Annotated in this window: 13 protein-coding genes, 1 tRNA gene and 2 pseudogenes; 5 read left to right on the top strand and 11 right to left on the bottom strand. The window is 43.9% G+C overall.

Annotated features, from left to right (window positions below; genetic code table 11):
* Positions 1-25 precede the first annotated feature (25 nt).
* Positions 26-1,360 carry an MATE family efflux transporter gene (locus tag ACZM60_RS08180; RefSeq protein ID WP_021970375.1) on the bottom strand — a complete coding sequence of 445 codons (1,335 nt, stop codon included), beginning with the start codon at positions 1,358-1,360 and terminating at the stop codon, positions 26-28.
* Positions 1,361-1,539: 179 nt separating this feature from the next.
* On the opposite strand from ACZM60_RS08180, the gene ACZM60_RS08175 reads away from it, so the two are divergent.
* A complete protein-coding gene (locus ACZM60_RS08175) occupies positions 1,540-3,084 on the top strand; it encodes a glycine--tRNA ligase (protein WP_021970374.1) in 1,545 nt (514 codons plus the stop codon).
* 14 nt (positions 3,085-3,098) lie between these two features.
* Entirely contained in the window at positions 3,099-3,743 is a 645-nt protein-coding gene (bamJ, locus tag ACZM60_RS08170; protein ID WP_021970373.1) for a BamJ family beta-barrel-assembly machinery protein, read from the top strand.
* A 249-nt stretch (positions 3,744-3,992) separates the two neighbouring features.
* Here the strand turns inward: bamJ and ACZM60_RS08165 are convergent, their stop codons facing one another.
* The 10 genes and pseudogenes from ACZM60_RS08165 to ACZM60_RS08120 all read right to left on the bottom strand — a co-directional run bounded on the left by ACZM60_RS08165 (position 3,993) and on the right by ACZM60_RS08120 (position 20,284).
* Complete coding sequence (locus ACZM60_RS08165) at positions 3,993-4,469, bottom strand: lipocalin family protein (RefSeq protein ID WP_489521257.1); 477 nt, start codon at positions 4,467-4,469, stop codon at positions 3,993-3,995.
* Positions 4,470-4,494: 25 nt separating this feature from the next.
* The gene (locus ACZM60_RS08160) at positions 4,495-5,313 is read right to left on the bottom strand and encodes a DUF1573 domain-containing protein (RefSeq protein ID WP_418585954.1); all 819 of its coding nucleotides are present in this window, start codon (positions 5,311-5,313) and stop codon (positions 4,495-4,497) included.
* Between the two features lie 17 nt (positions 5,314-5,330).
* Positions 5,331-7,418, bottom strand: a complete 2,088-nt coding sequence (locus tag ACZM60_RS08155) for a S8 family serine peptidase (protein WP_489521250.1) — start codon at positions 7,416-7,418, stop codon at positions 5,331-5,333.
* Between the two features lie 24 nt (positions 7,419-7,442).
* The gene (locus tag ACZM60_RS08150) at positions 7,443-9,374 is read right to left on the bottom strand and encodes a BACON domain-containing protein (protein ID WP_021970369.1); all 1,932 of its coding nucleotides are present in this window, start codon (positions 9,372-9,374) and stop codon (positions 7,443-7,445) included.
* A 28-nt stretch (positions 9,375-9,402) separates the two neighbouring features.
* Positions 9,403-12,111 (bottom strand): DUF4458 domain-containing protein, encoded by a 2,709-nt coding sequence (locus ACZM60_RS08145; RefSeq protein WP_489521249.1) that lies wholly within the window; start codon positions 12,109-12,111, stop codon positions 9,403-9,405.
* Positions 12,111-13,742 carry a hypothetical protein gene (locus ACZM60_RS08140; protein ID WP_489521248.1) on the bottom strand — a complete coding sequence of 544 codons (1,632 nt, stop codon included), beginning with the start codon at positions 13,740-13,742 and terminating at the stop codon, positions 12,111-12,113. Before ACZM60_RS08140 ends, ACZM60_RS08145 begins: the two co-directional genes overlap by 1 nt.
* A gap of 17 nt (positions 13,743-13,759) precedes the next feature.
* Entirely contained in the window at positions 13,760-14,644 is an 885-nt protein-coding gene (locus ACZM60_RS08135) for a DUF4984 domain-containing protein (protein WP_021970366.1), read from the bottom strand.
* Between the two features lie 17 nt (positions 14,645-14,661).
* Entirely contained in the window at positions 14,662-16,173 is a 1,512-nt protein-coding gene (locus tag ACZM60_RS08130; RefSeq protein WP_489521256.1) for a RagB/SusD family nutrient uptake outer membrane protein, read from the bottom strand.
* A gap of 45 nt (positions 16,174-16,218) precedes the next feature.
* A pseudogene (locus tag ACZM60_RS08125) lies at positions 16,219-19,082 on the bottom strand (SusC/RagA family TonB-linked outer membrane protein).
* Between the two features lie 1,126 nt (positions 19,083-20,208).
* Positions 20,209-20,284 (bottom strand) — tRNA-Lys (locus ACZM60_RS08120).
* Positions 20,285-20,574: 290 nt separating this feature from the next.
* On the opposite strand from ACZM60_RS08120, the gene ACZM60_RS08115 reads away from it, so the two are divergent.
* The 3 genes and pseudogenes from ACZM60_RS08115 to ACZM60_RS08105 all read left to right on the top strand — a co-directional run.
* On the top strand, positions 20,575-21,249 hold the full coding sequence (locus ACZM60_RS08115) for a zinc metallopeptidase (protein ID WP_489521247.1): 675 nt from the start codon (positions 20,575-20,577) through the stop codon (positions 21,247-21,249).
* Positions 21,250-21,425: 176 nt separating this feature from the next.
* Complete coding sequence (hisS, locus tag ACZM60_RS08110) at positions 21,426-22,787, top strand: histidine--tRNA ligase (RefSeq protein ID WP_021971071.1); 1,362 nt, start codon at positions 21,426-21,428, stop codon at positions 22,785-22,787.
* Positions 22,788-23,207: 420 nt separating this feature from the next.
* A pseudogene (locus tag ACZM60_RS08105) lies at positions 23,208-24,776 on the top strand (TonB-dependent receptor plug domain-containing protein); the annotation flags it as partial.
* Positions 24,777-24,863 lie beyond the last annotated feature (87 nt).

Genomic DNA, 24,863 nt, shown 5'->3' with positions numbered 1-24,863 from the left:
CTCAGGACGTTGCTCGTAGGACGTCTTATTTCTTCATTTCATTCAGCACGGGAACTGTCAGTGGAATGGCGAGCAGAAACGAACAAAGGTCGGATACCGCCTGACACATTTCCACGCCCTGTAAACCCAGAAAGTGGGGGAGAATCAAAATAAACGGAATAAAGAAAAGTCCTTGTCTTGCCGACGACAGCGTGACTGCGCGGACAGGTTTACGGATGGTCTGGAGCATCATGTTGCACAAGATGACCCATGCACCCAGCGGTAAGGTAATAAGTTGCCAGCGCAGGGCTCGTGTTCCGGTTTCGATGACGTGCGGGTCGTCGCGGAACCATGATACGATTTCGGGTGAAAATATGTAACCGATAACGGAACAGACGAGCAGAAATACAACTCCTGTCTTGACACAGAACCAGAATCCCTCGCGTACACGGTGGAATAGTCCGGCTCCGTAATTAAAGCCACAGACAGGCTGGAAGCCTTGCCCGAAGCCGATAAGGAAAGAATTGATGAACATGCAGATACGGGTGACGATGGACATACCCGCAATGGCTGCGTCGCCGTAAGCTCCGGCTGCCACGTTCAGCAGGATGGTCGACAGGCTGGCCAGTCCCTGACGGCAAAGCGAGGGACTTCCGCCGAAGACAATTTCCTTCAGATAAGAAGCCTTGGGAGTAAAGTTCTTGAACCGGATGCGGATATTCGTACCACGGCTGTCCATGATGAGCAGTACTGTAAAACTACATATCTGGCTGGCCAGTGTGGCCCATGCAGCTCCCGATATTCCCATGTCGAATACGAAGATAAGCAACGGGTCGAGTCCGATATTCAGCACAGCTCCGATGATAATGCCTACCATGGCATATACTGCATTTCCCTGAAAGCGCATCTGGTTGTTCAGCACCAGCGAAGAAGCCATGAACGGGGCACCCAGCAGTACGATGCCCAGGTATTTCTCGGCATAAGGCAGGATAGTGGGGGTAGAACCCAGGGCGATACAGATTTCCGTAAGATACAGGTGCCCGAAAAGAGCAATTACTGCACCTGCCATGAAAGCGTAAAAGAATCCGGTTGATGCCATCTTTTCTGCACTATCGTAATCCTGTGCACCTAATTTACGTGAAATATAGTTGCCTGAACCGTGCCCGAAGAAAAAGCCAAAAGCCTGAATGATAGCCATGACAGAGAACGAAATGCCGACCGCGGCCGTAGACTGGGTATTGATTTTTCCTACAAAATAAGTATCTGCCATAACGTAAAACGAAGTTACCAGCATGCTGATGATGGTAGGTATGGCAAGCGACCCGATAAGTCTGGGTACCGGTGCGGTAGTCATTAACGTGAATTTGTCTTTCGTGCTCATTGCTTTTCGTTCAATCTTCTGCAAAAGTAGAAAAAAATAACCATCTTTCCTTACAGATTCCACCTATTCATAAGATAAATTAATACAGCTATTCTTATTTTTTGCTTATAAATGCCTATCTTTGTGCCCTACTATATAAGAGAATGTAAAATAAGAAATATCAAAAATAAAAAAGAAAAATGGCACAAGAAGACGTTTTCAAAAAACTTGTTTCACATTGTAAAGAGTATGGTTTCGTATTTCCTTCAAGTGAAATTTACGATGGACTGGGAGCCGTATACGACTACGGTCAGATGGGTGTGGAACTGAAAAACAATATTAAACAGTACTGGTGGCAGAGCATGGTATTGCTGCATGAAAATATCGTAGGTATTGATTCGGCTATCTTCATGCATCCTACTATCTGGAAAGCTTCGGGACACGTAGATGCATTCAACGATCCCTTGATTGACAACCGCGACTCGAAGAAACGTTATCGTGCCGATGTGTTGATTGAAGACCAGATTGCCAAATACGACGAGAAAATCAACAAGGAAGTAGCCAAGGCTGCAAAGAAATTCGGAGATGCTTTCGATGAAGCTCAGTTCCGCAGCACTAATCCGCGTGTACTGGAGCATCAGGCTAAGCGTGACGCATTACACGAACGCTATACAAAGGCTATGAATGCCGGACCGGATTTGAACGAACTGCGTCAGATCATTCTTGACGAGGAAATCGTTTGTCCTATTTCAGGAACGAAGAACTGGACTGAAGTCCGTCAGTTCAACCTGATGTTCTCTACAGAAATGGGTTCTACTGCCGAAGGCTCTATGAAAGTATATCTTCGTCCGGAAACCGCTCAGGGTATTTTCGTAAACTACCTGAACGTGCAGAAGACTGGACGTATGAAGATTCCTTTCGGTATTGCACAGATTGGTAAGGCATTCCGTAATGAAATTGTAGCTCGTCAGTTTATCTTCCGTATGCGCGAGTTCGAACAGATGGAAATGCAGTTCTTCGTTAAACCGGGTACTGAACTCGAATGGTTCCAGAAATGGAAAGAAACTCGTCTGAAATGGCACAAGGCGCTGGGCTTCGGCGACGATCACTATCGTTTCCACGATCACGAGAAACTGGCTCACTATGCTAATGCCGCTACCGACATCGAGTTCCTGATGCCGTTCGGATTCAAGGAAGTGGAAGGTATCCACAGCCGTACGAACTTCGACTTGAGCCAGCACGAGAAATTCTCTGGCAAGAGCATCAAGTATTTCGATCCGGAAATCAACGAATCGTATACTCCGTACGTTATCGAAACATCTATCGGTGTTGACCGTATGTTCCTGAGCGTGATGAGCGCTGCTTACTGCGAAGAAAAGCTGGAAAACGGCGAAACTCGTGTTGTTCTGAAACTGCCTGCTGCACTGGCTCCGGTAAAACTGGCTATCATGCCGCTGGTAAAGAAAGACGGGCTGCCTGAAAAGGCTCGTGAAATCATGAACGACCTGAAGTTCCATTTCCACTGCCAGTACGACGAGAAAGACAGTATCGGAAAGCGTTACCGTCGTCAGGATGCTATCGGTACTCCGTATTGTATCACTATCGACCATCAGACGCTGGAAGACAACTGCGTAACATTGCGTAACCGTGATACAATGGAACAGGAACGTGTGGCTATTGCCGACCTGAATAATATCATTGCCGACAAGGTTAGTATTACTACGCTGCTGAAAACTTTGCAGTAAATAAATGAATGTGCATGAATAAAAATATATTATGGCTGTTGGGTATCCTCCTCTCGCTGAGCATAGGCTTTGCTTCTTGTAGCGAAGATACGCCGGAAGCTGATCCATACAGTGACTGGGCGGTACGCAACGATGCATATATTGACTCCATAGCTTCTGTATGTGCCAATCCTCCAGCCGGGGAAAGCTGGTTGAGGGTACTTGACTACAAGATACAGACTGAGGCTTCGGAGGGATTGGGAAATCAGACTTATACGCCGGGAAAGAACGACTATGTGTATATGAAGCTTTTTCCGGAAGATAATATTGAACCGCTGGGTATTTCTCCCCTGGGAACTGATACGGTGGCTGTACACTATCGCGGAAAGCTGATCAACGGTACTGTGTTTGATGAGAGCTTTTCCGGCGACTGGAATGCTGCGGTCAGTGAACCGAGAAAGTTTGCTGTTTCGGCCGTGATTACAGGTTGGACTACTGCATTGATGCAGATGAAGGAAGGACAGCACGTCGAAATGTATATTCCGAATGGATTGGGATATGGAGCTGCTTCAAGTGATGCGATTCCTTCATATTCTACCCTGATATTCGATGTACGTCTGGAGGAAGTGATTCATCCCAAAGGTCCGGACGACCGTTCTCTGAAACTGAAAGTGGAATAAATATCTATTCGTATAAAAGAGGAAGCATCAGCTTTGTTTCTCCATTCAGGAGGAAGGCTGATGCTTTCTTTTTTATGGCTTGTTTGTTCCTGAAAGATGATTTACTACTTGTGGATATCCTTTAGGCTATTTCTGTTCAAATTATATAACGACTGGCAGGTTATAGATAAAACAATACCCCGAAAGTCTCTTTTTTAAGGCTTTCGGGGTATGTGGCTTTTATGAATCTGATATTGGAAATAATATCGTCTACTGTTCTTCGTCTACCTTGGCAGCTTCTACTATCTCCTCAGGTACTTCGTCGACACGTACATATTTCGAAACTTCATCGCCGTCTTTTACGGTCCATACCATTGAACCGGATTGCAGCAGGTCGGTTACGATATATTTGTTGTTCCAGTCGCCGTTTTCGTAATCGTATTCTCCGCTGAGGATGTAGCCGTAGTGGCTATCCTTTTCGATAGAATAAGTACCGGTGATGTAGCGTGGATACATGCTGTCGTGTTTCTGGTACATTTCAAAGTTCCTTTTGCGGTCGAATATAATGTAGATATAGAAATCTTCCGGTACCTGTTCGCCGTTCAGTTCAGCCAGTTTCCATGTGCCCTGCATCGTGATGGGAGTCACTTCGAGCGACGGCTCCATAACCACTTCGTCTTCGCTACAAGAGAAAGTCATCAGCGAGATGACAAGCAACATCAATATGTTAACTATTTTCTTTTTCATCATGCTATCAATTGTTTTTTACTATTTATTTATCGGTCAGATTAACTTCCAGCGTGAGTGTGCGGTCACTTGGACGTCCTGTCACTCCATCAAGAATCAGAGGAGCCTTAAAGCTCTGTGTTCTTCCGGCCATCTTCGAGGCATCGATGCTTATTACGATGTCGGCTTCCTGTCCCGGATTGATGATTTCGGGCTCTGTTTTGAATGTTGCATATTGAGGCAAATTCATTACAGAAAGCTTCAGTGCTGTAGTACCGCTGTTGCCGCATAAAATTCTTTCCGTCTGCTTTTCGCTTCCTCCGGTCGTGATTCGGAATGTCACCTTGTTTTGTTTCAGCCTCAGTTTACCCATGGCGTACGGATATCGGCTCCATTCGTCACGACTTGGCAGCACATTGCCCAGCAGTACCAGCTTAGCCAGTGGCTGCTTGTCCGAAAGAGAAGAATATACGAATGTATTCGCATCGATGGTTCCCGGATGGTTCTTGGGGGTATAGGTTACACTGATGGAACCTTTTTCTCCCGGTTGTATCTGCAACTTGTCTGTCTGTGCAGCAGTACATCCGCAGTCGGTATGTATCTTGGTAATGACAACCGGCTGTGTACCGACGTTTCGGAAGTCGAACTTCACCGTGACAGGCTGGTCGTCTTCTGTCATTTCGCCCAAATTGATTACCGTCTGTTCAAACTCCAGCAGCTTTTCCGCTCCCTTCAGCAGTGAGGGATTGAGCAGCGAGTCTATCTCCTGACGGGTGAGCGGATGCGTGCCCTGGGCCATCAATAGCCCGGGGCAGCACATCAGTGCACTCAGTATCGTTAGTCTTATCGAATCAAATAGTTTCATTAATGAATTACTTTTAATTACATCCAGCCGTTATCGTTAGCTCCTTCGCGTACGGTAACCGTTACAGTCTGCGATTTTCCGTTGCTTGTGCTTACTGTTAGTTTGGTAATGCCGGCTTTTACTCCAGTCACGCTCATCTTTGTGCCTTCTACAGATACGGTTGCGATAGAAGAATCGGCAATCGTGCAAGTGTAAGTCAGCGATTCGCCGTCTACGAAATAGCGTGCCAGATCGATAATTTCAGATTTACTGATACCTACATATACGTTTGGTACAATCATTTCCGAGCCACTGCCTTCAATAGCATTCAGCAGATTTCCGGCATTAACCAGTCCGGCACCCATTTTATCCTTGTATGCAGGCAAAGACATTTTGGTGATAGCCGTACCGATAATATTGTGGTTCATGTGGTAGATTTTGTAACCGGTATAGTTTGTATACAGTTCTTGTGATGATTCTTTCATCAGTTCGATGAATTCATAAGCCTTGAAGTGCTTTCTCATCTTTACTGCATACGACAGTCCCAAAGCTGCTACACCTGATACGTGAGGGCAAGCCATTGAAGTACCGTCCATGTATCCGTAAGCTGGTTGTCCGTTGCGGATAAGAGTCGACAGAATAGAACCTTGAGCATCGGCCAGTGTGAAAGACGAGTCGTAGTAAGTCTTGTCGCTTTCACCTATTTTGCCATAATATTCGAGGTCACCACCCGGAGCACTCAGTCCTACTTCTTCACCGTAGTTAGTATAAGAAGCGGGAGTGAAGTCGGCAGCTGTAGCTGATACTGTAAGACATTTAGAGTATGCACCCGGATAGCCCGGTACAGCAGCGTATTCGTTTCCGGCAGCAAAGATAGCCAGACCTCCGTCGATTACTCCGTTAGGAGAACCGGCATTGTTGATAAAGTAGTCGAGTGCTTCTTTTTCCAGCGGATAGGCAGTTTCCCATTCCTTTTCAGTTGCCGGTCCAGGAGTGTATCCTTCCATCGGGTTTGCCAGACCTGAGTTGTAACCCCAGCTGCACTGGATGATGACAGCACCATTGTCGGCTGCATACTTGATGGCTTTGGCTTCCATATCGAGTGTTACACCCGAATTTCCGGCAAATACTTGCAGTGACATGATTTTTACACCATCCTGCTTGCCAGAACCTCCGGCGATACCGCATACACCCTTGTTATTGTTGTTTACGGCGGCGATGATTCCTGCCACGTGAGTTCCATGACCTGTGTCGTTTACATCGTTCCAGGTAATGATACCAGAATCGGTAACGAAGTTGTATCCGTACTTGTCGCCGGCGTAACCGTTTCCGTCGTTATCCATTTTGCTGCCCAGTGTCTCATTTGGGTTTACCCAAATATTGTCTTGCAAGTCGGGATGGGTATACATTACACCTTCGTCGAGTACAGCTACAATGATAGAAGGGTCACCGGTACATTTTTGCCAGGCATTCATGCAGTCAACGTCACATCCGGGAGTTGCCTCTGCCGGATAATCTTCGTTCTGGTTTTCGAAAGCGTAGTTACCTGTATTGTTATAGTTCCACTGGAACGGGAATCCCGGGTCGTTGGGAGTGCCCGACATTGCAGCAAAAGCTGCCGGAGTGTTGTTTAAGGCATTTTCGCTGACGTATACTCGCTTTTCGTTCGAGTTGTATGCTTTTTTAATACGGTGGTTACACTGTACGTGGCTGATGTCACCCAGTTTCGACAACTGGCGTGCAGCTTCGTGCAGGTCGACGTTTTCATCGAATTTTACCAAGTACCACAAGTGCAGTCCAGCTGCACGTGTACGGGCCTCATTCTTGCTGTCTACCGGGAAGATACGTTCGAAACGGTATCCTCCAAGGATGTCGAGCACTTCATCGGTCGAGGGAATGCCGGAGCGGGTCATAGCCGCTCCGCTTCTTGACGCACGAGTCATGGTCTGGTCAAGAATATCCTCCAATTCCGGTTTGAATTTGATAATGAGTTCTCCGGGCTGAGCATCAGCCGGTATATATATTTCTGTATTTTGTTCCGAAGTATAGGCCTGTTCCAGTTCGTTGTCCGAACATGCTCCCAGGAACAAAGCAAGTGTAGCGATATATATATATCTTTTTTTCATTATATTCTAAAGCTTAAATTGTATTTATTCTCCTGCTGTTTCTTCTTCCATCACATATTTTCCGTAATATTTCGGGAATGCTGCATTCTGGTCGTTTGCTATTTTTCCATAGAAATATTCAAAGTCCATAGGTACGTTGCTGAAACCGACAACTTCTCCATTCGAGTTCTTTCCTTCTTCCTGAGTGAATACCATTGATTCAGGATACCAGTCAATCAGATGCGGATGGAATAGAATCCAGTTAGGCACTTTTCCTGTCAGGAAGTTCAGGTTGAGGTAAAGCACTTGTGTGTTAGGCAGTACGCAAGGTACGTCTGAACCTTTGACAGAGAATTCTCCTCCATCGTATTTTACCGTAACAGCCTTGTCGGATGTCTTCAGCCACTGGCAGGTATCGGTCAGCAATGTGCAGACGTCAGCATCAGGATGCTTGCTGGCATACTGGCTGTAGTTGCCAAACTTAGCCATCATTTCCTCGTCGGTAGGCAGTTCGCCTTCGATGAATCCGTAAGAAAGTTCTAGCTGTTTGAGGGTATCCCATTCCAGCAATTTCATAAATTCATTCTTGTCGTTTGCCTTGTTGAGGTTTATATACATACCGATGTGTATGCCTTTCCATGTGTTGCCGCCTTCCATCTGCGACATGTCGAGCAGGGTATCGGTCCGTCTGCATCCCGACAATCTCAGATATTTCAGTTTCGGGAAGTTTTCCTTGTTGACCAGATCGGTTATTTGGCTCAGTGAAGCAAAGTTGTTGCTTTCCAGTCCCAATTCTTCCAGTCCTACATAACTCTTGTCGACTGTTCCACCCAGTTTGACGAATTCTTCAGGCAATTCTACCAGACCGTATGATGTGATAGAAAGCTTCTTGAGGTATTTCAGTTCACAGATTTCCGGGCCCAGTACGATTTCACGATCCTGACGGTTGGCGTTGCTCTGTACATGGAATGATTCAAGATATTTCAGATTCTTAATTTCCTGCGGCAATGTTTCCTTTGTATCGATCATGGCGATAGACAAAGAACGTACACGTCCTACGGCAGCTTCTTCAGGCAGGTCTTCGTCGGTTTCTTCCCACAGTGTCACATCGGTCCAGTTCTGCATGTTTTCGCTCACGTCGAGTGCATACATACATTGCAGTTTCTGGTTGATGAGGACTATAGAAATAGAGTCGCCTGCACGGTTGTCTTCTATCTTCATTGCCGGTTTCTGCGTAACAGTCAGGTAAACTCCGTCTATTTCATTACCGTCGCTGTCTATCAACTGGTCTTCACTGTTCTTGGCTACCAGCTTGATTGTAGCTACGCGGGTGTAAGGCACTGCGTTCATTTCCCATTTGAATCTTGCCTTTACCGAGCGTGGACGTGAACCTCTGTCAAGGTTCACGTTCAGATCTGATTCTTTCGGCAGTGTAAGCCAGTTTGCTTTATCCGATTCACTCATGCCTGCTTCGTCTTCTGCCGGAACTTCTTCGGCAAACGAGTAGTTTACGCTTTCGATTGCAAACTGTACATTGGTAGAAATAGTTACATCGAAATAACGGTTGTCTTCGATGTCAGAGTTTTCCAGTTCTACTTCCGGCTTGTCGAGGATGATTTGCTTTCCGAAGCCGAACTGAGTTACCTTCAGAATTTTCGGTGTATTACCTGCCGGGTTGAAACGAACTTGTGCAGTACGTGCCGTATAGGTCAGTGTAGAGTCGATGTTCAGTACGCAGGTAGCACTACCTGTTCCGTTGGCTGGCGATATAGATATCCATGGTGTAGAACTACTTGCCTGCCAGTTAACATCTGCCTTGACCATAATTTCTTTGAATGACTTTTCGGGTCCCACCGTGATTTCCTCTACATCGAGCGAGAGTCCGCCCGGGATGTTCAGGTCATCGTCTTCCTTACACGATGTGGTGATTCCTGCGACAACAGCCAGTCCAAGTATCAATCGATTTATAATTTTCATAATCAGTTATATTTCCTTTATTCTTTAATTATCGTTCTATTCCTAAAATGTCACATCCGCGGATATCCTGAGTCTTGTCGTAGAACAAGAGATACATACCAGCCTGGATAGCCGAACATACTCCCGACAAGTCTATTGATATATTCGGATTATCCTTGATATCAAGAATCCAAATATACGGAGTTATGGTTTCGTCCACTTTACGAATATCGTTTGAACCGATTTGCAACTGTATCAGACTCGGACACTGAGTGATACCTACAGGCCAGTCGCGCAGTGTGCGGTTTCCTTTTTCGTCTCTCTGATAACGGATGGCAAAGGCTTTCAGTTCACTACAGTTCAATGGCTGAGGCGGAACTTCTGAGAATGAGTTGTAACTCAAGTCGATACCGGTCAGGTAAGGAATGTTTGTTGCTCTGAAGTCATCGCACAGCTTGGTCAGCTTGTTAATACGTAAGTCGATAGTTTCGAGCAGATAAGCATTAGAACCTTGCATTTCACCTTCTTTCACTTCTGTCAGCTCGTTGGCAGACAAGTCCAGAGTCTTGATAGGAGAGCCAGACTTGAACAATGCTTTCGGGAAGTTTTTCAGCTTGTTGTATGCCAACGAAACCGTATATGCGTTGATACCCTTGAAGTTATCATCTCCTCCTGCAAATCCGGTAATCTTGTTGTGCGAGAAATCTACACTGTTCATGATATAGATAGACTTCGCATTGAAGATGTTAGGTACCTCTGTCAGTTCGTTATAAGAGAAACCTAATGTTTCTACCTCGTTGGTGAATGCACAGAAGTTGTCCGGAATAGATGTAATCTTGTTGTTATCCAGATACAGGGTAGACAATTTGATATCTGTTCCGAATGAGTGCAGGGTATGTATCTTGTTTGTTGTACAGTCAAGCATTTTAAACTTAACCATCTTATGCAACTGGGCATCATCAGGGAACTCTTCCAGGTTATTGTATCCCATGTAGAGAATCTGAAGTCTTGGTCCGGCAGGCATATCGCACAGTTTAGACCAGTCTGCTCTCAACTGTTCTCCGGTAATATTCTGGTTGCAGGCAATGTTCAGCAGCTGCAGCTCGGGAAGGTTACCTACCATGTCGAGTGGCACACGAGTTAAGTTTATACAGTTGTATATTTCTACGTCTGTAAGGTTAGTCATGTTTGACCAGCTCAGGTTTTCCTTTGCATATTGTTGTGCATAGTCAGAATTCGGGTCAGTCCAGTTTGTACAAATCTTATCGTAGGTGATAGGAGAGTTGGCCAGATAGAACTGCTGCAAATTCTTCAGGCGCATAACGGCCTTCGAAACACCTGTAATCTTGTTGGTTACAACTCCAATCTGAGTATCCTTCTTCGAAATGCTGCTGTATTTTTTAATCTTGTTATTCGGAGAAGAATAGTTGTTGATAGTCCACTGCAACATATCCGACATGTTTGCACGTACATCTCTGTCGAGGAAATGTTGCTTGTATTCCATACGCATTTCGTTGCGCTTGTCATCACTCATGTTGGGCTGTATTCCGTTAGGACCGAACAACATACCACCATAAGTTTCATTGTGTGAGCCCAAGGCAAGAATGCGCAACTCTGTCAGCTGACCGATAGCATCCGGCAGTTCGCCCGAAGCACCGAATCCAGCCAAAGTCAGCGAAGTAATACGTCCGTTACCGTCGAGTGTTACTCCCGGCTGGTCACCCCACATGTCGATATCCTTGTTGAAGTTCCAGTTTGTACCTTGCGGATAAGTTGCACCATAATAGCTCCAGTTCTTTCCGCCCATCTTGTCCCATATCTCTTTCAGAGCCAGATAGTCTTTGATGTTTTCGGCAGTTTTCGATACCAGTACAGGAACAATGGCATATTCAGTCAGCTCATTGTCTTTTACAGTAAATGTTTCACCGCTTACTGCTTGAGTTTCGAGTTCGGTTTCTGTTACACCCGATTTAGAGTATACCGTGTACGATATGACCTTATAGTCACCTGCAGGCAACCATACAGCAGAGTCACAATAAGCTACTCCGTGGTCTTTGTACTTATTGTTTTCGCTGTCCGGGTCATTCAGTTCGTATTCCTCTTCGTATCTTGCGTTCAGTTTCTCGAATATATAAGTCATCTGAGTGAAAGTGTTCTGTACCTGAATGGTAGCCAGCTGAATGTTGCTGAACAGGTAACCTTCGTTGTCGCTTGCACGTGACTGCGTATTAACATCAGGCAACTGCTTTTCCAGTTTGAACTTGACAGAACCTCTGGCCTGTGAGTCTATGGTGAGGTCTTTTACCGTCAGTCCGGAAGGAACGACTGTAAACATTTCGTCAGGGTCGGCCGAAACTCCGTCGATGACTTCATCCATTTTATTATAGATCTTATATCCGATCACTCTGTAGTCGCCGACGAGTAACTGTAGTTTGTCACTGCGCAAACCGTATTCCGCATTTTCGTCGTTGTATGCGTTCAGTACCAGTGTCTGTGTAATGCTGATACCATTGTATCGCATTTCCACTTCTATTTTCTGTGCTTCGCTCAGTTTGTCTATCGAGGCACGAGAGGCAGCACTTTGTGCTGCACCTTCTTCATTGTAAGATGCTTCCTTGTAAAGCTTGAACTGAACGTAGCCGTATTGGCTCTGGCTCACTTCTTCATCGTCAGAGCATCCGCTCATAGCCATGCCCGAAAACATGGCTATGAGTGATACAAATAATAGTTTTACTATATTAAATCGTAGTTTATTCATTATAACCAAACTTGTATTCCACATTCAATTAAAAAGTCCATCATATCGAAGTTAGCTACACCCACAGTCATAATAGGTTGTTTGTTAATCTGGTCTTGAGTAGGAGCACCAGATATAACGATATAAGTCTTACCGTCGATTGTTTCGGTAGTTGTCTTGGTATTTGTCCAAGCCCAATTGTTCATTACTCCTACCATATATCCTTCAGGGATTTCGCCAACTATTTCTAAGTAGATCTTGTTTCCGTTTTCCATAAGCGACTTGTCGGATAATACTACATACCAGAAGTTAGGAGTCGTCTTATCTTCGTATGGGAAGTACGGTGTGTTCGGATCACTCAGCATAGCTGCACCGTCGGGTACACTTGTAAACGGAACCAGTTCGCCGGAGCTATTCTTTACGTATCCTTTGATTTGCAGGTTCGTCACTTTCTTCTCAGGTTCCTGAGTGAAGCTTACCATAATATTTTTCTGGTAAGTATAAGAATCGAAGTAGCCTTCCGAGTCGAGCAGTATCTCGTTGTATCTTCCTTTATACTTTTCGCAGAAGTCCTTAGAGAACAGCAGAACAATAGCTCCTCTTTCTGTATCACCTGTCAGCTTATCGACATCCAGTGAAACCTTTTTGCCGTTGATGTTTACCTTAACCCAGCTTTCCATGCCGGTAGCATCGAAGTTATAGGTGTATACATAATTGTTAGGGTATAACTCTTTTCTTTCTACACTACCGATGATGTAGCCAAATTCATCGTTTCTTACCTGGTCTACTGTCAGTGTAAGCGGTAGTGAGTAAGTAGTTTCCTCTCCAGTCATGGCGTTTGCTATAGAGAAGTAAGTAGAGTTATAATCCAGTGTCATGTGGCTCTTGCTGAAAGACAAGTCTGTTTCAACGTAAGAAATGACCGTTTCCTTCAGCCCTTCGTAAGAAACAGGTATTTCTACTTTCTTCGACATGTCTTCCGTAGCTATAACAATCTTGTCTTCAGCTTTATTGAAAGAGTAAATCGGTGAAAGGCCCGATGTCTTGTCGAATGTAAGCTGGAAAACTCCCGGAGTTTCTTCAGTAGTCAGAGCTTTAAGCCAGTTAGGCTTTTTAGCAAATCCGACCGGCTGTTCCGACTCAACAGTGATGGTGGTATACACGATATCATAGGCATTGTCTGTCAATCCGCTACCTTTGATAACCAATGGATGTTCAGCATCGTATATATTTCCTTCTTCATCCTTTATAATCAGATCAGCATATACTTTTTCGTTGCAGGATATTTTGCAGATCACCTGTGATTGTTCTCCTATCTTAAGTGATATCTCGGCTACATCACCGGTTTCCTGGAAAGGAGAAATAATAATCTGTATGTTTTGTTCACCTGCTTTACCATAAGTAACAGTTGCCGGAATTCCGTCGTTCTCAAACTGACACCATCCTTTGTTACTTGTCAAGGTCCAGTCTGCATTGGCTTCGAAAGACAGTTCCTTCGTTTCTCCGGCGTTGCAAGTCATTTCTGTCAGGGCTGGAAATTCCGGAGTTACAGACGGAGTGTCAGAGTCGTCGCTACATCCTGTAAATGCAATCCCCAGAATCATGGCAAGCACCATAAACAGGTTCGTTGATTTCGTATAAAATGTTTTCATTATTAATTACCTTTAAATTAATAACCTTGTTCTTTTAACTTCTCGGCTTCAGCGTCGCTTATCCATTCCAGAATGTTGACATAAGTACCTACGGTTCCTACACCGTCTACATAAATCGTAACATACTGGAGAACGAAATTCTCGCATGAGCTATAGTAAGAAGTATACATGGTAGGCTGATACATCAGCAAGTTACCGTCGCCATAGATGGTTCCGAATGCTTCGCTGGTATTTCCGCAGACTTGTTCTTCCATGTTAACCAGTGGCTCAAGCAGATTCTTGCGGTCGAAATCCAGAACGATGTCGTAACCCTTGTAATACAAGTCGTGCAGTATTACCGAGTTTTCCTTTTCCGGGTTGACTTCGGTCTTGATAAGACGCATTGTTACGTTCTGCATGTAGTCATTAAAGAATGTAGAAGTAACCTTGCAATATCCGGTAAACGAATTGATGTCGAATGGACATGCTTTCTGCAAAACAACCTTCGAGTCGATGCCATATAAGCTCCACTGCTCTTCCTTCGGGATAATCAGACGGAGTCCTACGGTGAGATAATCATTGATTCCAATGTTATCATAAATTCCCTGAACCTGTACATTGGCTGCACATTCACCAGCCTTGATAGTAACAGTGTTCGACAACAGTTTGTAATGCTTTCCTTCCACTGCATCGCTGATGCTGTCTACCACTTCTACGGCAAATGTACGGTCGTAGTCGACAGGTACAGTGGCAGAAACCGGTACATTGAATACCTCTCCGGTTTCCTGTACGGCATAGCGGTAAAGCGTATCGGAAAACATAAGATAATTGGGACCTTCATAAGTAGTTCTTTCCGAATCACATCCGGCAAGCCCCATCAAAACAGCAATAACTGCGATACAACCTATAAACAGTTTTTTCATTATCGTATGTTTTTAACTTATTTATTACTTTCATTAGGTGCGATGTCAGCTCCCGGTGCCTCTATCTCATGCTGAGGAATAGGCCATACGAAGAGCGGATCGTCTTTTTCTACCTTCAGGCTGCTGCCGTTGCTCAACGACTGATCCTGAGGGGTGCGCTGGAAACCTTTATGCCAACGTTTCAGGTCGTTCAGGCGGAAACCTTCCATGTACAGTTCTTTTACACGCTCTTGTTCGATGACATCCATGGCGTTGTCTTTCGACAGGGCTGTAGAACCTCCGTAAGAAGAGTAGCGTGCCATACGCAGGGTAGTGATGTCGCTTCCCGCCTTTGAGTAGTCGCCTTTCTGTGCGTATGCTTCAGCACGGATAAGGTACTGTTCCGACAGACGGAATACTTTAGGCATACTGACATGCAGAATGTTTGCATTCATGAATTCTTCATTTCCGAAGTACTTGATCAGCAGCGGCCAAGTCAGCGCATGGTCGTAACCGGTAGTAAACGACTGGAAGAATGTAGTAGCACGCAGGTCGTTTGCGTCGTACAGGTTCAGTACCCACAAAGCCGGTACATAGTCAGGCTTCAGAGTCTGATAGTTGTAATTGGCAAAGATGGTACCCAGTGCGCCACCGTATGAGTTGATGGTGAATCCTACTTTCCAGATGATTTCTGTAGAGTGGTCGTTAGTCCACATGTATTTGTAGTAGCTTACGCCCGAAGAGATTTCCTGATTACAACTTGACAATGCATAATATTGTGGTTCTCCGTTTCCGCCGATAACTTTCGATGCGTATTTGATGGCATCATCCCAGCGCTTCATGTACAGTGATATACGTGCGCGCAGCGCGTGTACGGTATATTCATTAAAGTAAGGAGAGTCGTACAATGCTCCGTCGGTAGCCGAGTTGTAGTCGTCTTCCAGTTTCAGGAGATCGGCTGCTCTGTCCAGATCGTCCAGAATGAACTTATACGAATCTTTCAGGCTGGCACGTACGATAGGTTCGTTTCCTTTGTAGTGTTCGGTAATTACCACACCCAGCTCGTTGGCAGCATCCTCATCGCTTTCGTAAGGTTTGCAGTACATTTTAACCAGTTCCGAGTATGCCAGTGCACGTGCGAAATAAGCTTCTCCGCAGTACTGGTCCAGACGGTCGTAATCCTCGTCGGTCTTGATTGACTGCTTTACTTTCTCTACGTTGTCGAGCAGAAAGTTACAGCGGTTAATGACACCGTACAGCGCACCGTATACAGCTTCCACCTGTTCGTTGGTAGGATGGATGTCTTTCCAGCGCCAGATATTTCCATAGACATTCGAATTTCCGTTTACGCCATAAACGAAATCGGCCTGCAAATCGGGCAGCAGAGTCAGGTATCCGGAGTACAGATAAGAACTCTTGAATGCATCATATATACCGATTACAGCCAGATTAGCATCACTTACTGTATTGATAGCCTCGTCTTGCAGGATAGAATCTTCCGGATACTTGTCGAGACAGGAAGTAGCAAGCAGGGCTACAGCGGACAATATGAAATATTTCTTTATTTTTTAAATCATTTTTCTTTTCTATATTAATTAAAATGAAACCTCTACACCAAGTGTAAACTGTCTTGACATAGGATACTGTGCCTTGTATACGTTTGAAGAAGATTCAGGGTCAAGACCTGTAAATCCGGTAAACGTCAGCAGGTTCTGTCCCTGCAGGTAGATTCTTGCCGAACTGAAGAAATTGGTCTTGCTCAGCAGTCGCTGCGGGAATGAGTAAGCCAGCGTAACGTTCTTCAGACGCAGGAAAGAAGCATTCTCCAGGAAACGGTCGTCAAACTGAGGAGTAACACCGTGACGGGGAATATCGGTAATGTCTCCCGGCTGTTTCCAGCGGTCGTACAGCAGTCGTTTCGACTGGTTGTATGCTGCGTACAGTCCGTTGCTTTCTTCAAAGTAACGGTCGTTGTTATACATCCAGCGGTCTGCTACCCAGCTGAACTGAGCAGCAAAGGAGATACCTTTCCATGTCAGTGATGTTCCGAAACCACCTTGCCAGGGAGCATCAAAGCTCTTGCCGGTCATCACCTTGTCTTCTTTACTGTATTCGTTGGTAATCTCACCATCCTTGGTATACCACAGCGCATCACCGTTGGCTGGGTTTACTCCCGCGTAGCGGTTGATATAGAATTCGCTTACTGAATGACCTACAACCAGCTTGGTAGCTGTAGTAGATACTTCGTATTCCTGTACTCCGTCGTAGAGTTCCAGCAGTTTGTTCTTGTTGTATGATGCATTGGCGTTGACGTTCCATACAAAGTCTTTCGTACGGATTACGTCGGCACTAACGTTGAATTCCACACCACGGTTCAGCATGGCACCGATGTTATCCCAGTGTTCTCCTTCGCCGGTCAAGGCATATGAGTCGGGTACCAGCATCAGCATGTTGGTTGTTTTCTTGTTATAGAATTCGATATCGAGGTTGATGCGGTCGATGAATCCCAGGCGTAGAGCTACGTTGCTCGACCAGAGTTTTTCCCAGCTTAAATCCTCGTTTCCGCTCTGTGACGGATAGATACCGGCCTGATCTTCGTAATTGGCTTTGCCTGAAACCAGTGCCAGGTGATCGTAGTCGGGGATAGAAGAGTTACCCGAAGTACCTGTACTCAGTGCAATCTGTGCACTGCTCAACCATTCGATGTCTTTCATTAGCGGTTCACTCTTCAGGTTCCACATGAAGCCCAGTGACCAGAATCCTGCCCAGCGGTTTCCTGTACCGAAACGTGAAGAAGCATCGGCACGTACAGAGAAGTCTGCGTAATACAGATCCTTGTAGTTATATTCGCCACGTCCGAAGAAAGACAAATACGAATAAGAGGTTGTAGAATCTGCCCACGATGAAGCACGTGTACCCGAACTGATGTTTGTCAGGAAGTCATTCGACTGTCCGCTGGTGATAACCTGGAATCCTTCCGAGCGGTAGTCTACACCTTCCTGTCCCAGCAAGAAGTTGAATGAATTGTCGCTGTTCATTTCCCAGCGGTAGTTCACTGTCGTAGTTTCTGTCAGGTTCAGCATATCCGAGGAATTACGTCCTGCCGTACCGTTTTCGTTGTTGATGATATAGCTCGGGAACGATTGCATGAATGCGGTCGTATGCGAGAAGTCAGCACCGAACTGTGCACGGATAGTCAGGTTCTTTATCGGAGTAATTTCGGCAAATACGGTCGACAACACCTTATATTTCTTGTTGGTTACCGGATTGTTTGCCATCCATCGATAGGGTTTGAACCTGTTCCGGTCCATGTTCCGTCGTTTTCCGAAGCCAGTGAGCCGTCTTCGTTGTACGGATTCCAGTACGGGAGCATAAAGCGGCAAGCCGAAATCGGAGTGTACAAAGCATACGAACCATCGTCGGCCTGTTCTATTTCTTCGTAGGCTACCATCGAGTTGGTACCCACTTTCAGCCAGTTGCTTGCCTTTACTTCGGCATTGGCACGCATGTTATAACGGCGGAAAGTAGAGCTTTGTGCGATACCATCCTGGTCGTAGAAACCTCCCGAAACGAAATAGTTCAGACGGTCGGTAGCACGGTTTACTGATATTTCATAGTTTTGCAGCGGTGCACGGTCGTTAAACACCATGTCCAGCCAGTTGACGTCGGTACGCGACAGAACGTCGTAGTCCTTGCCTGTATCAATTCCGATTTCTTTTTCGTACTGGATACGTTCGGCTGTATTCATCATGTTCCAGTTATTCTGAGCCAGTTGCGAGAAACCGTATTGTGCACGGAAGGTCACCTTAGCTTTATCCATCGCAAGACCGCGCTTGGTAGTGATTACAACCACACCGTTGGCAGCACGTGCACCATAAATAGAGGTAGAAGATGCATCTTTCAAGACAGAAATAGATTCGATGTCACTCGGACTGATTGTATTGAAGTCTGAGCTGGAGATAGGTACACCGTCAAGAATAAAAAGCGGTGAAGTACCCGAGTTGATAGAGTTGGTACCACGAATCTGGAAAGTGGCAGCCTTGCTGGGTTCACCTGAGTTAGAGATGACCGACAGACCGGTAGTCTGTCCCTGCAATGCCTGGTCGAAACTCGGAGCAGGCACGTTTTCCAACTTGTCATTTTTCACGGTAGATACGGAACCGGCGATTGTTCCTTTTTTACGGACACCATACGCCACGACAACCACGTCGTCCATCAGGTGCGAATCGTCTTCCATTGCTACGTTCAGCACGCCGGTTCTCGAGTTCACTTTTAGTTCCTGCGTTTGCAGTCCAATATAAGAGAAGACCAAAGTGGCTTCACCACCTTGAATCTGCAGCTCATAGTTACCATCGATGTCGGTAACCACCCCATTAGTAGTTCCTTTTTGCAAGATAGATACACCAATCAGCGGTTCGTTGTCGGATTTCGACACCACATTACCCTTGACTTTGTACATCTGGGCTAATGCCGACTGGATGCCTAACACTGCAAAAAAGAGTAACCAAAGACTAAATCTTTTCATCTTTTGCCTGTTAATAATAAAATTAATGATTAATAAATAGTTATTTTTTATATTCTCTCATATATACTACCTTTGATGCCTGATGAGTTTATCTATTTCTTCATTACTCGTTTTACGGAAGCGTTTTTAGGGCTGCCTTAAGTTTGATAGGGCAAATAAGAAACCTGGCTGTTATGGTTAAGATAACGCCAATATAAACCTCTACAAAATCTTTACAAAAGATTCTATAAGGCAGATCAAAGGAAACAAAAGTCTAGTTTTTAGTGTATTCAGAATTTGTGTACTTATCAGAATCATGCCTAATATTTCCCTGTCGATTGGCAAAGATTACCCCTATCCTTGACAAACTGTTAGGACAGATAAATAAGAAGTGTAATGATAGCTTCTGATAAAATAAGAAAAAATAGCTAGAAAACGTCTCGTGATTTTGTGTTGCAGAAATGCTTTTTTAGATTGTGTAAAAGTCGATTTGTTGACTAAACATTTGTTGTCATTTTTTCCCTCTCTTTAAAAACTAATTTGAATAAAAACCTTATTACTTTGCAAAGTTAGTATAAAAATTAGCAATGAAATGGAAAATTAATATATTTTATTTTAGGTATATGAAGAAATTATAATGAAAAGAGGCTTTAGAAAGTGAAATTGTATTTATTATGTATTTTTATTTGTTCCTTGTTTCTTTCTATTTCTATAAAAATAGAATTCTGTCTTTTTGTATATAAAGTTTGGGTAAAAAGTGTTATCTTGATTACTCTTTTTGAATGGATGATGTATTGCTGGTGAAATGACGCATTGTTTGTTTTTTTAGAATGATGGAGTGGGGGTGTGTAGAGGGAGCTTTCTTGTTGGATGTTTGACGTTTCTTTTTTTTTAAAATTGTGGATGAGTCTTTTGGAAAAAGATAAAGAGGGGAGGTTCGTGTGGCTGATGTATGCAGAGATTTTTAGAATGAACTTGAAAAAGTTTTCTGTTGTTGTCGTACCCGATTCTTAGATATAGATTAGTATATAAATAAAAAAGACGCATTTATTATAATGCGTCTTTTTTGTAATGTTACTTTTGGTGATCCGCTTGGGGCTCGAACCCAAGACCCCAACATTAAAAGTGTTGTGCTCTACCTGCTGAGCTAGCGAATCAAACCTATTTTGCAGTCATTTCCTGATTGCGAGTGCAAAGGTAGACTATTCTTTTTAAACTACCAAATATTTTAAGAAGAAAATGTGAAAATAATATTTTGTTTAATTACTAATGCGCTGATTGATAATGAAATAAAATATTGTATTTTTGAAAAAGAATATTTAAGAACAAACTTAATAATAGTCAAAAGCGTAAAAAGAATTGTTCAATTCCTGTTTTTTTATTTACTTTTGGCAAAGTATTTGTATGCTTTTATTTAAGTAAGTAGAAACAAATAAAGATAGATTATATGTATTGGATTTTATTTATTGGTATTGCCCTTATCAGTTATTGGGTGCAGTCGAATCTGCAAAGTAAGTTTGATAAATATTCTCGCATGGCATTAAGTAATGGCATGACGGGGCGAGAAATTGCAGAAAAGATGCTTCGCGATAATGGCATTTATGATGTAAGAGTAACCAGCACTCCGGGGATGTTGACCGACCATTATAATCCGGCAAACAAAACTGTCAATTTGAGTGAAGGAGTTTATAATACATGTAGTGTTGCCGCAGCAGCTGTTGCCGCTCATGAATGCGGGCACGCAGTCCAGCATGCCAGAGCATATGCACCGTTGCAGATGCGCTCGGCACTGGTTCCGGTTGTACAATTCTCTTCTTCTATAGTACAGTGGGTTTTATTGGCCGGTATGTTTATGATTAATACTTTTCCACAGCTTCTGTTGATAGGTATTTGTCTTTTTGCCATGACGACCTTATTTAGTTTCATTACTTTGCCGGTAGAGATTGATGCAAGCCGACGGGCACTGGTTTGGTTGAGCAGTGCCGGAGTAACCAATTCCTCAAATCATAGTCAGGCACAGGATGCATTGAAGTCTGCTGCATATACTTATGTCGTAGCAGCGCTGAGTTCACTGGCTACATTAGTTTATTACATTATGATATTTACCAATCGTCGTGATTGATAAAACGGAGTAAAATATAATAGTGCGCGGAAGTGTATAACGCCCTTTTGTGTGGGGAGATGTGACACTTCCGCGCTTTTTTGTTCTCTGTTTTAGTAAATACTTCTTTTCTACCAGCTTTCAAATTCAAATATTTCATGTATTTTTGCAACGAAATTTATAAATCTTGATTTATTATGGCTACAAAACCCAGTATACCCAAAGGAACAAGAGACTTTTCGCCTGTAGAAATGGCGAAACGTAATTATATATTCAATACTATCCGCGAAGTATTTTATTTGTATGGATTCCAGCAGATTGAAACTCCATCGATGGAAAACTTGTCTACGCTGATGGGAAAGTATGGTGAAGAAGGTGACAAACTGTTGTTTAAGATACAGAACTCTGGAGATTATTTCTCTGGGTTGACCGATGAAGAACTGCTGAGCCGTAATGCTGCAAAACTGGCAAGTAAGTTTTGTGAAAAGGGGTTACGCTACGACTTGACCGTACCATTTGCTCGTTATGTGGTAATGCATCGCGACGAAATAAGTTTCCCTTTCAAACGTTTTCAGATACAACCGGTATGGCGTGCCGACCGTCCTCAGAAAGGACGTTACCGTGAGTTTTATCAGTGCGATGCCGATGTTGTAGGAAGCAACTCGCTGCTGAACGAAGTAGAACTGGTGCAGATGATTGATGCGGTGTTCAATAAGTTCGGTATCCGGGTGTCTATCAAGATAAACAACCGTAAGATTCTGACAGGTATTGCCGAAATTATCGGAGAAGCAGATAAGATTGTGGATATTACGGTAGCCATCGATAAACTGGATAAGATAGGCTTGGAAAATGTGAATGCTGAATTGGCTTCGAAAGGCATTCCGCAGGAAGCTATCGACAAGCTGCAGCCGATTATCTTGCTGAGCGGTTCGAATGATGAAAAACTTGAAACGCTGAAGTCGGTTCTTGCTGCCAGCGAAACCGGACTGAAAGGCGTAGAAGAGAGTGAATTCATCTTGAAAACTATTTCTACATTGGGAATCAAGTCGGAAGTTGAGCTGGATTTGACGCTGGCACGTGGATTGAATTATTATACCGGTGCCATCTTCGAAGTAAAGGCGCTCGATGTACAGATCGGTAGTATCAGTGGTGGTGGACGTTATGACAACTTGACAGGCGTGTTTGGTATGGATGGTATGTCGGGAGTTGGCATTTCTTTTGGTGCAGACCGTATATACGATGTATTAAACCAGCTCGATTTATATCCGAAAGATGCTGCACTGGGTACTCAGCTTCTGTTCGTCAACTTTGGTGAGGCTGAGGCTGCTTACGTGCTTCCGATACTGGCAAAGGTTCGTGCAGCAGGTATCCGTGCCGAGATTTATCCCGACAGTACGAAGATGAAGAAACAGATGAGTTACGCCAATGCCAAGGCAATTCCTTTTGTTGCTATCGTAGGTGAAAATGAGATGAACGAAGGAAAAGTAACCTTGAAGAATATGGCGACAGGTGAACAAAGCCTGTTGGCTCCGGAAGAATTGATTGCTGCGATACGCTGATAAAGAAATTTTTTACTTTTTTTTGCCCTTCACCCCCTTCACACCGACCGGATGTGAAAGGGGTGAACTGTTTATAAGAAGTTACGCCCGTCAATTGTCTGAATGTATCGCATCAAATCGTATGTACTGGATGAATTGTTTATAAGAAGTTCTGCCCGTATCTGGTGGAATTTGTCGGGACGTTTTTTTAGAATTTGTACAAAAGAAAAAAATTTTGTACAAATTTTATCTGTTATTTCCTGCAATATTTTCTATAAGCTGACTGTGTCTTTTTATAGTCATACTTTTCTCTCTGATACATTCTATGGCTTATAGGTGTAATATAATCGTAATCAATCCGTAAGTAAATCATTAATCAGGCGTAATCTGTGCGAAATACTGTCATCCTATTTTTGCATCAGAAAAAATAAGATAACAAGGATGATTGATACGAACAAGATTTTTCTGACAGCTTCTGCTGTAATTTTAAGTGTCAGTGCACATGCTTTTACAATAAAAGGAGTGGTCATAGACAATTCGACGAAAGAACCGCTGATTGGAGCGACTGTTCAAGTAGGAGGTACTACAACGGGAGTTATTACCGATATCGACGGACGTTTCGAAATTAATGACATAAAAGGTAAGTCGTGTGTACTAATCGTACAGTATGTTTCGTATAAGACTCAGGAACTGACTGTTCAGAAAGGGCAGAAGGAGGAATTGGTTATTGCACTTTCTCCCGACAATCAGCAACTTGATGAGGTTACAGTGGTAGCCAAAAAGAATTTGGAAAATGAACGTGCGCTGATGATGGAGCGGCAGAAATCAAGTGTCGCTATAGAAAATATCGGTGCTAAGGAAATGAGTGCGAAAGGTATTTCCAACGTAGAAGAAGGCGTCAAGAAAATAACGGGTGTTTCGGTAGCTTCGGCGGGACAGATAATCGTACGCGGGCTGGGCGATCGTTATAGTACGACTACTTTAAATGGTCTTCCGATTGCGTCACCTAATCCGGACCATAAGTTGATACCGCTTGATTTGTTTCCGGCTTCTACAGTAAAGAATATCACAGTAAGTAAAGTATACGAAGCAAATACTTTTGCCGATTATTCGGGAGCCCATATCGATATTGGTACGAAAGAGCAGACAGGTGAAGACTTTTTCAGCCTTTCGTTTAATACCGGAGGAAAGTTTAATACTTTAGGAAAGGATACCTACCGGATGGATCACGACGGTACCTTGTTTAAAACTCCTTCGCTGGATAGTAAGCTGCGCGATATGGAGCTTATCGATTTTGAAGAATATGCAGTAAAAAATAAATTGTTTAATACCAGTTTCGACGTGTCGAAGAGTAAGGCATTGCCGGAGTTTGGCGGAAACATCGGATTTGGAAAGACATTCGACATGAACAATGGACATAGTCTTAGTCTGCTCGCTTCGATGGGAGTGAGCAATGAACAGCAGACGATGCTGGATGCTGATGTCCGTACATTGGAAGCTACTGGCAGTACTTTGAATGATTTTAATTATGACAGTTACTCCAATGAATTGAAAATAGCCGGATTGGGTAGCTTAGGATATAATTTTCGAAAGCAAGATCAGGTTAACTATACATTCTTTTATGCTCGTAATGCAATAGACGACTATATGCATCGTGAAGGTTACGACTACGAGGATCATAATCTGATAGGAAGTAATAATGTGACGCATATCTATACGCTTCAGAATCATCAGTTAAGTGGAAAACATTTCTTTGGTGAACAATGGAGCTTGAACTGGGGAGGCTCGTACAGTAAAACAGCAAGTAATGAGCCGGACCGTAGGCAGATTATGTTTATTCGTGAGGGGAATGAAATAAATCTTTTCAAACTGAACCGTCAGGAAACCATGCGTTACTTTGGAACACTTGACGAAAAGGAATGGGTTGGAAATCTGTCGGGTGAATATAAGTTTGGTACGCAAAATAAGTTACAGGCTGGATTTACTTATAAAGACAAAAGACCTGAGTTCGGGATAAGTTTAGAATAAGGCCAGTTGTTTTGAGTCCTCAATATAGTATCCTTGCAATGCATCCGGTTTGTTTTCAAAGAAACAATA

This window comes from Phocaeicola sp., from assembly GCF_057861905.1.
This window is presented reverse-complemented; position numbering and strand designations above follow the sequence as displayed.